General features: G+C 37.4%; 15 protein-coding genes and 1 other RNA gene. 2 read left to right on the forward strand and 14 right to left on the reverse strand.

The features are described 5' to 3' along the window. Positions 1-27: 27 nt before the first annotated feature. From rfbD to map, 10 genes are all read right to left on the reverse strand, one after another. On the reverse strand, positions 28-870 hold the full coding sequence (rfbD, locus tag IGL86_RS08545; protein WP_002356895.1) for a dTDP-4-dehydrorhamnose reductase: 843 nt from the start codon (positions 868-870) through the stop codon (positions 28-30). A 92-nt stretch (positions 871-962) separates the two neighbouring features. After that, a complete protein-coding gene (rfbB, locus tag IGL86_RS08550) occupies positions 963-1,991 on the reverse strand; it encodes a dTDP-glucose 4,6-dehydratase (RefSeq protein ID WP_002359895.1) in 1,029 nt (342 codons plus the stop codon). A 24-nt stretch (positions 1,992-2,015) separates the two neighbouring features. Beyond that, positions 2,016-2,588: a dTDP-4-dehydrorhamnose 3,5-epimerase gene (gene rfbC, locus IGL86_RS08555; RefSeq protein WP_002356893.1), complete on the reverse strand. Its 573-nt coding sequence runs from the start codon at positions 2,586-2,588 to the stop codon at positions 2,016-2,018. Between the two features lie 12 nt (positions 2,589-2,600). Beyond that, the gene (gene rfbA, locus IGL86_RS08560; protein WP_002364387.1) at positions 2,601-3,467 is read right to left on the reverse strand and encodes a glucose-1-phosphate thymidylyltransferase RfbA; all 867 of its coding nucleotides are present in this window, start codon (positions 3,465-3,467) and stop codon (positions 2,601-2,603) included. Positions 3,468-3,588: 121 nt separating this feature from the next. After that, positions 3,589-4,302, reverse strand: coding sequence for a glycosyltransferase family 2 protein (locus IGL86_RS08565; RefSeq protein WP_002362119.1), 714 nt, complete (start codon positions 4,300-4,302; stop codon positions 3,589-3,591). Positions 4,303-4,305: 3 nt separating this feature from the next. Beyond that, on the reverse strand, positions 4,306-5,133 hold the full coding sequence (locus IGL86_RS08570) for a glycosyltransferase (RefSeq protein ID WP_010713251.1): 828 nt from the start codon (positions 5,131-5,133) through the stop codon (positions 4,306-4,308). Beyond that, positions 5,133-5,921, reverse strand: coding sequence for a glycosyltransferase family 2 protein (locus IGL86_RS08575; protein WP_002359892.1), 789 nt, complete (start codon positions 5,919-5,921; stop codon positions 5,133-5,135). The genes IGL86_RS08570 and IGL86_RS08575 overlap by 1 nt, the downstream gene beginning before the upstream one ends. Positions 5,922-6,042: 121 nt before the next feature. Further along, complete coding sequence (locus IGL86_RS08580; protein ID WP_002366956.1) at positions 6,043-7,179, reverse strand: MraY family glycosyltransferase; 1,137 nt, start codon at positions 7,177-7,179, stop codon at positions 6,043-6,045. A 110-nt stretch (positions 7,180-7,289) separates the two neighbouring features. Beyond that, the gene (locus tag IGL86_RS08585; protein WP_002419751.1) at positions 7,290-8,198 is read right to left on the reverse strand and encodes a YihY/virulence factor BrkB family protein; all 909 of its coding nucleotides are present in this window, start codon (positions 8,196-8,198) and stop codon (positions 7,290-7,292) included. 15 nt (positions 8,199-8,213) lie between these two features. After that, the gene (gene map / locus IGL86_RS08590; protein ID WP_002356886.1) at positions 8,214-8,978 is read right to left on the reverse strand and encodes a type I methionyl aminopeptidase; all 765 of its coding nucleotides are present in this window, start codon (positions 8,976-8,978) and stop codon (positions 8,214-8,216) included. A gap of 174 nt (positions 8,979-9,152) precedes the next feature. Between map and IGL86_RS08595 the strand changes: the two genes are divergently transcribed. Continuing rightward, on the forward strand, positions 9,153-9,596 hold the full coding sequence (locus tag IGL86_RS08595; RefSeq protein WP_002356885.1) for a flavodoxin: 444 nt from the start codon (positions 9,153-9,155) through the stop codon (positions 9,594-9,596). Between the two features lie 74 nt (positions 9,597-9,670). Here the strand turns inward: IGL86_RS08595 and IGL86_RS08600 are convergent, their stop codons facing one another. Both IGL86_RS08600 and IGL86_RS08605 read right to left on the reverse strand, forming a co-directional pair. Further along, positions 9,671-10,144, reverse strand: coding sequence for a TspO/MBR family protein (locus IGL86_RS08600; protein WP_002356884.1), 474 nt, complete (start codon positions 10,142-10,144; stop codon positions 9,671-9,673). A 158-nt stretch (positions 10,145-10,302) separates the two neighbouring features. Continuing rightward, complete coding sequence (locus tag IGL86_RS08605) at positions 10,303-10,875, reverse strand: TetR/AcrR family transcriptional regulator (RefSeq protein WP_002356883.1); 573 nt, start codon at positions 10,873-10,875, stop codon at positions 10,303-10,305. 250 nt (positions 10,876-11,125) lie between these two features. Here IGL86_RS08605 and IGL86_RS08610 point away from each other — a divergent pair, with 250 nt between their 5' ends. After that, positions 11,126-12,364, forward strand: coding sequence for an aminopeptidase (locus tag IGL86_RS08610; RefSeq protein ID WP_010713248.1), 1,239 nt, complete (start codon positions 11,126-11,128; stop codon positions 12,362-12,364). Between the two features lie 87 nt (positions 12,365-12,451). On the opposite strand, the gene ffs is transcribed toward IGL86_RS08610, so the two are convergent. Beyond that, positions 12,452-12,538: signal recognition particle sRNA small type (gene ffs, locus IGL86_RS08615), an RNA gene on the reverse strand. 39 nt (positions 12,539-12,577) lie between these two features. Continuing rightward, the gene (tadA, locus tag IGL86_RS08620; RefSeq protein WP_002362126.1) at positions 12,578-13,099 is read right to left on the reverse strand and encodes a tRNA adenosine(34) deaminase TadA; all 522 of its coding nucleotides are present in this window, start codon (positions 13,097-13,099) and stop codon (positions 12,578-12,580) included. Positions 13,100-13,151 lie beyond the last annotated feature (52 nt).

The following is a 13,151-nucleotide window of genomic DNA, read 5'->3' on the forward strand; positions in this document are numbered from 1 at the left end:
CAAAACCCCTCACTTACACAAAACAATTTATTGTTGAACATTTTCTAACATTTGTGCTAAGGCTTCTTGCCAAGTAGGAATTTTAAAGCCTAACGCTTCTGTTTTACTTAAATCCATGACAGAATATTGTGGTCTTTGCGCCTTTTGTGGAAATTGAGTTGAATCCACTGGCAGTACTTCCACTTCAGTATCTTTTAAAATTTCTTTAGCAAACTGATACCAGCTACAGCTGTTTTCATTAGACAAATGATAAACACCAAATGGCGCTTTTTCTGCAATAACAAATGCCATAAATTCGGCTAACGTTCTTGTCCAAGTTGGGCGGCCAAACTGATCGTCCACTACCGTTAGTTGGTCTCTTGTTTCCGCTAATTTTTGCATGGTAAAGACAAAGTTATGACCGTATTGACCAAATACCCATGATGTTCGAATAATATAATAGTCGTCCAGGATTTCTTGTACCGCTTGTTCACCTAATAACTTCGTCCGACCATACTCATTTAAAGGATTCGGTTGATCATCAATCGCATAGACGCCTTCTTTTTTAGTTCCATCAAAAATATAATCTGTACTTACGTAAACAAGTGTCGCCCCCACTGCTTTAGCAGCTTCTGCAACATGACGTGTGCCATCTACATTCACTTTTTCATCTAATTCCTTGCCTTCGTCTTCTGCTTTATCAACAGCTGTATAAGCAGCACAATGATAAATGACGCTTGGTTGAATTTCTTTCACTTTTGCCAACGTACTATCCGCATCAGTAATATCTAATTCTGTGGAATCCGTTGAAACATACTCAATTCCTTGTTCGTCTAATAGGTGACGTAATTCTGTGCCCAATTGGCCATTTCCACCAGTAATTAAAATCATTTTTTTCGCTCCTTCTTGAAAAAAAGGCAGGGCAAAGTAGCTTTTGTACTTTGCCATCGCCTTTCGACTGTTATCTCACATGTCAGAAAAAATTACTGACCATTTTGTGCATATTTTGCTTCAACAGCTTCTTTATCTGCACGCCACCAGTCTTCATTTTCTGTATACCACTTGATTGTTTCTGCCAAGCCTTCACGGAAATTCGTGAATTCTGGTTCCCAACCTAATTCTTCGCGTAATCTGGTTGAATCAATCGCATAACGTAAGTCATGTCCTGCACGATCGTTGACATGCTCATAGGCATCAACAGGTTGTCCCATTAATTCTAAAATTAATTCCATCACTGTTTTATTGTCTTCTTCACCATCGGCTCCGATTAAATATGTTTCGCCAATTTGCCCTTTTGTTAAAATTGCCCAAACAGCCGAAGAATGGTCGTTTGTATGAATCCAGTCACGAACGTTTTTACCAGCACCATAAAGTTTTGGTGTAATGCCGCTTAAGACATTGGTAATTTGACGAGGAATAAATTTTTCAATATGTTGATATGGACCATAGTTATTTGAACAATTTGAAATTGTTGCTTGTAAGTTGAAAGAACGAACCCACGCTTTGACTAACAAGTCAGATCCTGCTTTTGTTGAAGAATAAGGACTTGAAGGATTGTAAGGCGTTTCGGCAGTGAATTTTTCCCCTTCGCCTTCTCCATGTCCTGGTAAATCTTCTCTTAAAGGTAAATCGCCATAAACTTCATCAGTCGATACATGGTGGTAACGAACATTGTTTTTACGGCAAGCTTCGATCAATGTGTACGTCCCAATCAGATTGGTTTGTACAAATGGGAATGGGTCGTTTAATGAGTTGTCGTTATGCGATTCAGCAGCATAGTGAACGACCGCATCTGTTTCAGCGACTAAACGATTAACTAATTCAGCATCAGCGATATCTCCTACGACTAATTCCACACGATCACTTGGTAGACCTTCAAGATTTTTTTCATTTCCTGCATACGTTAATTTATCTAATACAGTTACATGAACTTCTGGATGATTCTTTACAACATAATGAACAAAATTTGAGCCGATAAAACCAGCTCCACCTGTTACGATGATTTTTTTCATAATTGAAACTCTCCTACTTTTTTCTTAAATTTCGCCATAGATAAACGGATTTTCCGCTTCAAATTCTTTTAAGGTTGGATGTTTTTGATCCTTTTCTGACGTAATCGCTTTTTCTGGCGCAATTGGCCAATCAATAGCTAACGCTGGATCGTTAAAAGCAATACCGCCGTCTGCTGCCGCATTATAGTAATTGTCACACTTGTACATAAAGTTCACGTTCGGTGTCAAAGTGACAAAACCATGGGCAAAACCTTTTGGTACTAAAAGCTGACGGTGATTATGTTCTGATAAAATGTAGCCTTCCCATTGACCATAGGTTGGACTCCCTTTACGAATATCAACAATCACATCTAATACCGCACCTGTTACAACGCGAATTAGTTTTGTTTGCGCAGCTTCGCCTTTTTGAAAATGCAATCCACGCAAGACACCTGCTTCTGTTGATAATGAATGATTATCTTGGACAAAATCAAAGTCTAATCCATGTTCTGCAAATTTAGCTTTGGAATAACTTTCTGTAAAAAAGCCACGATGATCACCGAAAACATCCATTTCGATAATTTTGACATCTTGTAATTTTGTATCAATAACTTTCACGTTTCTTCGCTCCTATTCTGCTGCTAAACGTAGCAAGTATTGGCCGTAGCCATTTTTCTTCAATGGTTGTGCCAATTCTACCAATTGTTCTTTTGTAATATAGCCCATTCGATAAGCAATTTCTTCCAAACAAGCGACTTTTAAATTTTGACGTTTTTCAATTGTTTCAATAAATGTTGACGCTTCTAATAAGGATTCGTGTGTGCCTGTATCCAACCAAGCAAAGCCACGGCCCATTACCTCAACAGAAAGTTTATTTTTTTCAAGGTAGACTTTATTAACGTCTGTTATTTCTAATTCCCCACGTTCTGACGGTTTGATCCCTTTCGCAATTTCAACCACTTCATTGTCGTAAAAATACAAACCTGTCACTGCGTAATTTGACTTCGGTTGTGCTGGTTTTTCTTCAATAGAAAGCGCCCGCATCTCTTCATCAAATTCTACCACGCCGAAACGTTCTGGATCATTTACATGGTAGCCAAAGACTGTTGCCCCTGACTCTTTAGAAGCCGCTCGTTGCAACATTTTTGATAAGCCGCCACCATAATAAATATTGTCCCCTAAAACTAAGCAGACACTATCATCACCAATAAATTCTTCACCAATAATAAATGCTTGCGCCAAACCATCTGGGCTTTCTTGTACCGCGTATTCGATATGAATGCCTAAATCATGGCCATCGCCGAATAAGCTTTCAAAACGTGGTGTATCTTCTGGTGTAGAGATAATCAAAATTTCATTAATTCCCGCCAACATTAACGTTGACATTGGGTAATAAATCATTGGTTTGTCGTAAATTGGCATTAATTGTTTTGATGTTGCTTTTGTTAGCGGATATAAGCGTGTCCCGCTTCCGCCTGCTAAAATAATTCCTTTCATGAACAATCTCCTTAAATACTTCTATTTTTAGTTTCTATAAAACCAAATATCCTTCCCTATTATCGCATTAAGCATAGGGTTTGTCATGTTTTTTACGTAAATTTTACAAATCTGTAAAAGTTTAGCGTTGTTCCTTTAAACGCTGATGTAAAGCTTTTAATAAATTCACACGCCAATTTAATTTTTGTTGGAAACTTGTTTTGGTAATAATGGGGCTGACATTCGCTCCATGTCTTCGGTAAAGCACTAGTGGTTCTTTAATGAGACCCGTTTGCTTCTTCCGTGCAGCTAATAAGCCAATCCACATATCATGCATAGGAACTTCTGGCGGAATGGGTAAAATGACGTTTTTCATCTCTTGACGAAAGGCCATACCTGCCCCAATATAGCCACTTTTTATCGCATTTCGCCAAAATCCTGGTTTGACTTTTCGAAACTTAAAATAAGAGGGATTGGTAACTTGTAAATCCGCATCAACAATTTTCAAGTCACTAATAACCACTTGGATGTCAGGGTGCGTTTCAAAATATTCTGTCACCGTCGTTACTTTATTTGGCAACCAAACGTCATCTTGATCTGCTAAAAATATTACTTCGCCTTTCGTATGCGTAAGCGCAAATGCAAAATTAGCAATCACTCCTTGCCCTGGACCTTGTAACAATTGAATTTGGGGATAATTCGCTGCATACGTCCTCAAAATTTCCAACGTATGATCAGTAGAACCATCATCTGAAATAATTAGTTCATCTTCTTCACTGACTTGTAAAAGAATACTATCTAATTGTTCCGCGAGATATTTTTCTCCATTATATGTCGCAATACAAACTGAGATCATAGATTATCCTTTCATTAACTTGAGAAATTCTGCCAATGTTTGCCGCCAAATTTGGCGATTTTTGACAGTTAAAAATTGCTTACTACTGCGTAAAAATAAATGGCGTCGATGATGGGAAAACTTTTCTTGATCATATCGACGATAAAATAACGTTTCTGCTTCAATAATAGAGCGATAACGTTGAGGACTCATTGTACGATAATCTAAAACAGACAATTCTTGTTTTAGGTGGATTGGTAAGACTTCAATCTTTTTATTGGCTTGATTTAATTGATAAAAGAACCAATGGTCTAAATAGTCCAAAGGAAATTCTTCCGAAAATCCTTCCAACCAGCGTAGCGTTTCTGCCGTAATAACTGTACCAGAATTGATAGCCATCAACGGTTGGTTGGCTATCCCTGCTGCTGGCTTTGCTCCTTTAAGCCCAACGTATTGATCACTATATACTGGCGAAATTTGTTGTCCATTTGCTTCTACAATTGGAACATAGACTGCCACAGTCGGATCTAATGGCATGATGATCAACGTATCAAAATAAGAGGCTGGCACTTCTGTGTCTTGGTCAAGGAGCAACAATAATTCACATTGATTCGCTTGACTAAAAGCAATCGCTTCATTATAAGCGGTCGCTAGGCCTGGATTATCAGGATTATGTCGATAAGTAACATTTTGTTGTAAAAATAATGCATCTTCTTGAGGAAGTGGGCTGTTGTCATAAATAAATAAGTGCAATTCGGGATGATTTACCACTTCTTTTAATAACAAATAATTCGGCGTATCAGCCATTTTCATTTGATATAAGACGATGACAACCGCTAATCTTTGACTCATTAAAAGAACCTCCAGCCCCATTTGTTAAAAAATTTCCCCATTGATTGCATAAAGATTTTAAACAATTTTCGACTTTTATGGGCGCCCTTTTCATACATGTGAACAACCGTTTCAAAAGGCGTATAGAGAATCCGATAGCCTGCTTTGCCAAAACGTAAACATAAATCGTTGTCTTCAAAGTACATGAAGAAACGTTCATCGAACCCACCAATTTCAACGAATTTTTCACGATCAATCAACATAAAACAGCCTGAGCCCATTTTAATATCCGTTGTTTCTGTATCCGACAAATCGCGACATTCATAAATACTCAAACGTTTATCAAAAATTTTCTTTACAAATTGAAAGGGAATAAAACGTAACATATAATCGAAGACATCTAATTTTTGACGAACTAAATATTGCGTCGTGCCATCTTCATTTAACACTTTAGGGCTAACGACTGCAATGTTCTTATCTATTTTGATACGGTCTAATAGACGATCAAGCACGTCTTTAGTAACCAAAACATCGGGATTAAAAATAATTGCATATTTTGTCGAAGCATTGAATAACACTTGATTATGACCATGACCAAACCCTTGATTTTCTTCAGCGCGATGGATAGTAATAAATGGTTCATATGTTGTTAATTTTTCAAGATACGCTGTTTCAGAATGATTGTCATAGATATGAATATCATAAATACTATCAGTACCTAGTTCAGCTTTTAATTGGTCTAGTACATTAAAAATGTAACGACTATTATAAGTGACAATCGAGATTGTTACCATTTCTTGCATGCTCATTTCTCCTTACTACTGAAACATCGTCTTAAAAAAAAAGCATATGTTTCACACATATACTTTTTTAAGTTTAATGGAATTATATCATAGGTTTACGCTCTCGCAAAGCAACCTAAAGATTTCTTTACTTTCTCTTAGAATGCTTGCCAAGTCGCTTTTTCATTTGCTCCTGACGATATTCACGATTCCCTAAAATCCGTAACAAATACATCAACGGTTGATGTCCTTCGCCAACTAGACCGATTAGTTCAATGAATAGTTCTAAGCCAATTAAACAAAAGACAATTAATAAAATTGATGCTACTGTACTTGAATAGCTGAACAATAAAGAGACAAAGGAAAAAACTAACGCTAATGCATAAATAGTCATGACCGCCCCTTTATGGGTAAAACCTAAAGATAACAAGCGGTGATGCAAATGCATTTTATCTGCTGAGGAAATGGGCTTCTTGTTCAACAGCCGTCGAATAATTGCATAAACCGTATCCGTAATTGGCACACCTAAAATCACCATTGGCGTAATTACCGTAATAAACGTAGCATTTTTCAAGCCCTGTAACGACATTACTGCAATCATAAACCCGAGGAATAACGCCCCGGTATCTCCTAGAAATATTTTAGCCGGATAAAAATTGTATGGGAAAAATCCCGCAATGCTCGCAACTAAAATAAAAATAACAATTGGGATATAGACCGTTTTAGCATGTAGGAAAAAATACCCTGTAATACCAATCGTGGTTAATCCAATAATGGATACGCCTGATGCTAAACCATCCAAACCATCAATTAAATTTACTGCATTCGTAATCGCTAAAATCCACAATAAAGTTAGTGGTAAACTAAACCAGCGCAAATCAATCATTCCAACGACTGGCAACGTCACAAAATCTATCCGAATTCCAGCAACAAAATAAATAACTAATGCTGCTAACAAAATACCGATTGTTTTTTTCATTGGAGTAATCTCTTTAATATCATCAATGAGGCCTGTCAAAACAACCATTCCACCAGCCAAAATAATCGGCCAAATATAATCTTGTGGGATAATCGAACGAAAAATCAATAAACATGAACTAGCAAAAGCAATATAGATTGCAAGTCCTCCTGCTGTAGGCATATTTTTGGTATTGATTCGTCGCTCTCCTGGTGCATCATAGGCGCCAATCCGAAACGCTAGAAGCTTAACAAGTGGTGTTAATAGCAAAGATAAGATAAATGTCATAAATAAACGTATCAAAACTTCATAAATAAATAGTGACATAGTCGAACCCACTTTCTTCTCGTTCAGGGTATATTATACCGTAAACTGAAGCATTTACAAGCTGAAACATGTGTTCTGGCAACGGTTTAGACTTTTTTAAAGAAATCCATTTATTTTTTCTTTTTAAACCATCTAAACAAGCGTTGTTCAAAACTTGGTTGTTTTTTTTCTTTATCTCCAGATAAGTATTCATCAACGACAGCGTTGACAATTGCTCCTAAAATAATAATCGTGGCAGCAAAATTCAGCCATAACATCAAGATGATAAAACTCCCGATGATTTGATAACTTGCGATTCTAGAACTAAAATATTTTACGTACAAACCAAAAATTTGTGATAATAGCATCCAACCGACTGTCGAAAAAATAGCCCCTGGCAAAATAGAACGTAACGATAATTTCCGATTAGGAACGACCGCATAAATCAAACACATAATCACTAATAAAACAACGGTCGTTAACGGCCATTTTAACGCTTGGAAAGTATCGATCACAGATGTTGAGTAGTGGAAAATTGGTTGCAGTAATTCAATAATGTACTGACCCAAACCTAAAATTACTACTACACCAACAATCGCTACCATAAATAACAAAATAACTAAAAATGAGACCACTCTTACGAGAATAAAATTTTTCCTTTGTTCGACACCAAAAGCTTTATTCATCGCATTTTGTAGTGCATTAATGCTTTGACTGGCACTCCAAAATGCTGCTAAAGCGGAAACAGAAAGCAACCCGCCTGAACGTTGAGTCAATAGTGAACGAATCGCTGGTTCTAAGTTCATATAAACATCTTTCGGAATGGCCTCTGCAATATAAGGCAACACAGAATTAGGGTCGATTCTTAAATAAGGTAAGACATTACCTACCGCAATCAGTAATGGAAACAGCGAGAGTAATAAATAATAGGCAACAACCACTGAGCTGTTGCCTATTTCGGCTGTGACCATGTGACTTTGCGTTGTCTCAATAAAACGCATCAAAGATTGATTCTTTTTGATGTTGTCGAGAAACTTCATCACACACTCTCCTTATTAATAAGTCAATTCTTCGCCTTGTGACGTTAAGATTCTTGGACCTTCTTTCGTAATCGCTAATGAATGTTCATATTGACAACTTAGACCGCCATCTTCAGTATAAGCAGTCCAACCATTTGGGTCCATTTTCATGCGCCAAGTTCCTGTGTTAACCATTGGCTCAATGGTAATAACCATTCCCTCTTTTAAACGTAGTCCTTTACCTGCTTCACCATAGTGAGGAATCATTGGACTTTCATGGATAGTTGGGCCAATGCCGTGGCCTACAAAATCGCGAACTACCCCGTAGCCTTCTCCTTCTACATACGTTTGAATTGCATGACCAATGTCGCCAATTCTATTTCCTACTTGTGCTTGTTCAATCCCAAGATATAGCGCTTTTTTGGTTACTTCCATCAAGCGGTCAATTTCAGGTGTTGATTCACCCACGACATAAGACCAGCATGAATCAGAGATTGCGCCCTTTAAGTCGACACACATATCTACTTTGATTAGGTCGCCATCTTTTAATACTTTTTTACGAGGAAATCCGTGGCAAATTTCGTCGTTGATACTACAACAGGTAGCATATTTGTAACCTTCATAGCCAATTTGAGCCGCCACGCCACCATGACTTTCAATAAAGTCTCTCACAAATACTTCAATATCCCAGCTTGTAATGCCAGGTTTAATAAACGTCCGTAAATGACGGTGAACATCCGCTAATAATTCCCCTGATTCATCCATCATTTCAATTTCTCGTGGTGATTTTAATGTAATCATACTATCTCTCCTAAACTTGTTTCATTCAAATTATTTTATCACATTTTTTGCAAAAAAGATTGTTCAAACACCAATTTTCAAAAAGTCCCTTAATAAAAGCACTCGCTAGTCTTTTATAAGAAATGCGCATCTGCTATAATAAGTGACAGAATTGTATGAGGGGGAAGAAAGTTTATGACGTTAGCTAAAATTGTGTATGCAAGCATGACTGGGAATACAGAAGAAATTGCCGACATTGTTGCAGAAGCATTTGAAGATTTAGAATTAGAGGTCGAAATTGATGAGTGTACGCAAGTCGATGCCGCTGATTTTGAAGAGGCCGATATCTGTGTAGTAGCTACATATACGTATGGCGATGGCGATTTACCTGATGAAATTGTCGACTTTTATGAAGACTTACAAGAGATTGATTTATCAGGAAAAATCTTCGGCGTTTGTGGTTCAGGAGACACGTTTTATGATGATTTTTGTAAATCGGTGGACGACTTCGAAGCAGTCTTTACTCAAATTGGGGCAAAAAAAGGCGCCGACAGCGTTAAAGTTGATTTAGCCGCTGAAGAAGACGACATCCAACGTTTAGAAGAATTTGCGAAAAAATTAGCAACTGCCGCAGAATAACTACGTTGAAATAAATAAAATAAACACCAGAAAAAAATGGCTAGTTCCCATTTTTCTCTGGTGTTTTGATATTCCTAATTTAAAAATAAAATACTGTAATTTAAAGCTGCCGCAAAAGTAACCCAAAGAATATAAGGAATCATCAACCAGCCACGCGTTATTAATTTATAACGCAAGTAGTCCCACTGTTGAACTATTAATAATAGCCATAACAATGAGATATCAATCACAGATAATAAATTATTTTGTAAAGAAAAAAAGAAAAATGTCCAGAAAAAGTTTGCAATAAATTGTAAAATAAATAGCGTAATCATCCGTTTTTTCTGTTGTTTATTTGGATGAACTAAGATGAAATAAAAAGTAATGCCCATAAAAATATACAACACCAACCACACCGGTCCAAATAACCAGCCTGGCGGAGCAAAACTTGGTAATCTCAACGCTTGATAATATTCTCTCGCATTTACTGAAAATAAGCCCGACAAGAGCCCTAGTCCGGTAATTCCTACAATACTTAGCCATAAACGCTTATCTTTCACTCGGTTCATGTTTTTTGCCCCTTTCTATTTCTCTTCTTTACTGTAGCATGGTTGCGAATAATCTACCATTAATACACTTAACAAAAAAAGACCGTTCTTTTAAGAAACAGTCTTTTGCTGTAACCTCACAGAAGTTATCAGCATGAGGTTACACTTTTTTTTAATTTTTATAGGTCAATATCAATTGGTTCATCTCGTTCAAGAATTGCTTCAATACTATCTTTCATTAAATGAATGATTTGTTCTTCTGAAGGATGGATAATTCCAGAAGTCATCAATGCAGCCACACCAGTAGCGACCACCCATGTTCCCATGTGTAAAGAGTCAATTTGAACATCGTTTAAATTAGCATACTCAGGATCAGCTTTTACCGCTTCAGTAAAATAGTGATAAGAGAATTCTTGCATTTTTTTGCCGCCGCCATATTCTTCTAAATAAAGCGCACGGTATAACTTACTTTCACTTGTCGCAAAATGAATATAGTTTAAAGCCAAATCAACAATTGTATTCCCAGTATGTTTTACTGGAAATACTTCTTTCGCTAAGTATTTATGAATTTTTTGGAATAAAGCATCGCGTAAATCATCCATGTTTTTAAATTCCAAATAAATCGGTTGGGTGGAACATTTCATTTTATTAGCAATATTACGTGCAGTGAACTTCGAAAATCCTTCAGTGGCGACTACTTCATAGGCAGCTGTTAAAATCTGCTCTTTCGTAATGGTTTTTTTTCTTGCCATAATTCCCTATCCCCTTTATTCATTCATATACAACGCTTCCAAATAAATGCTTATGGTTATTGTAACACGATTTTTCTATTATGCAAAATTAGAACAACTCTTTGTACAAAAGTTCACTGAGCGGGAGCACGACAACTTTTACCCCAACTTAAAATAACAGTTGATAAAGGCTTTATTTCGTTGAGTTCCCTGCTCTTCCGTGTTATGATATGAGCAGTCATTACCCATCAAAATGAAGGAGGAATCACGAATGACCTTAGAGAATTTTAATGAAAATCTAAAGAAATATGCACGTTTAATTGCTGAAACGGGTGTCAATGTTCAGGACAATCATACGGTTGTTTTACAAATCAGTGTCGATCAAGCGCCCCTTGCCCGCTTAATTACGGAAGAAGCTTATCGCTTAGGTGCGGCCGAAGTAATTGTTCAATGGAGTGACGAAACCATTCAACGTGAATTTTTAGCTCATGCTGCAACTGATCGTATTGAAAATGTTCCTCAATATAAAATTGATCAAACCGATGATTGGATTGCCAAAGGCGCAAGCCGAATTAGCGTGGTTTCTTCTAATCCTGATGCATTAGCTGGCGTGGATGCACAACGTGTAGCAGCTTTCCAAGCGGCTAATGGGAAAGCATTGGTCAACCTACGAAAAGCAACACAAGCCAACAAAGTAAGTTGGACTGTTGTAGCTGCTGCTAGTGAAGGCTGGGCAGCTAAAGTTTTTCCAGAATTAGCAACAAGTGAAGAACAAGTTGATGCACTTTGGAATGAAATTTTCAAAACAACACGAATTTATGAAGAAAACCCAGTTATTGCTTGGGATATCCATGATAAAAAATTACAAGAAAAAGCGGCTGAATTAAACGAACAACAATTTACTGCTTTACACTACACAGCTCCTGGGACAGATTTAACGATTGGTTTGCCTAAAAACCATTTATGGGAAGGCGCTGGTAGTTATAACGCTCGTGGGGAAGAATTTATGGCTAATATGCCAACAGAAGAAGTTTTCACCGCCCCAGATAGTCGCCGCGTTGATGGTTATGTTTCTAGTACAAAACCACTAAGTTATGCTGGCACAATCATTTCGGGAATGAAATTTACATTTAAAGATGGAAAAGTTGTTGACTTCTCAGCTGAACAAGGCGAAGAAGCATTGAAAAATCTCTTAGCTATTGATGAAGGTGCCAAACACTTAGGAGAAGTTGCTTTAGTACCAGACCCTTCACCAATTTCACAATCCGGTTTGATTTTTTATAATACATTGTTTGATGAAAATGCCTCTAATCATTTAGCCTTTGGTTCGGCCTATGCCTTCAACTTACAAGGCGGCACGGAGATGAGCGAAGAAGAATTAGCTGCAGCTGGTTTAAATCGTAGCCAAACACATGTGGACTTTATGGTAGGATCTGACAAAATGAATATTGACGGCATTAAGGAAGACGGGACGATTGTTCCAGTTTTTAGAAATGGCGATTGGGCATAAATTTAAAAAGAAGCAAGCCGTTATTTTTTACGGCTTGCTTCTTTTTATTTCAAATAAAAAAAGGCTTCTCAGCCTTGATACGTTCCTTATTCAATCAGACACATGGCGGCACTTGCTTAGTGCTGCTTCCTTCCGGATCTGACACAATTCACTAGCCCGCCATTGTCCTAGCCTTTCGGCAAAACCTAGTATAACGTATTTTTATTCTTTTGACTAGTCTTTCTTTTGATTTTTTAAAAGTTTCTCTTCTTTTTTCTTTGCCCGTAACTTTTTAAAGAACTGAACTAACAATAAGCGACACTCTTCTTCTAAAACGCCTGCTTCGACATAGGCCACATGATTGAAGCGTTCATCTTCTAATAAATTCATCAAAGTCCCAGCAGTGCCTGCTTTAGGATCAGTTGCGCCATAATAAACTTCTGGAATTCGTGCTAAAAGCATCGCCCCACTACACATTGGACAAGGCTCTAAAGTTACAAATAATTGGGTTTCTTCTAGACGCCAATTTTCTATCCCGCGACACGCTTCTTGGATTGCATACATTTCTGCATGCGCCGTTGCTTCTTGCCGTGCTTCTCTCAGATTATGCCCGCGGCCAATAATTTCCCCTTGCCGAACAATTACAGCTCCAATAGGCACCTCAGCCAAACCTTCTGCTTTTTTCGCTTCTGCAATGGCTTCTCGCATAAAAAATTCTTTTTCTTCTTGTGTTAACGTTGTTTCTTTTTTTCCCAATTAATTTCCACCTTTCGGCTTTTTCCCACTAAACTTCTGTCTTGCTTCATGG

The organism is Enterococcus sp. DIV0774 (genome assembly GCF_050539095.1).
GTDB classification, from domain to species: Bacteria; Bacillota; Bacilli; order Lactobacillales; family Enterococcaceae; genus Enterococcus; species Enterococcus faecalis.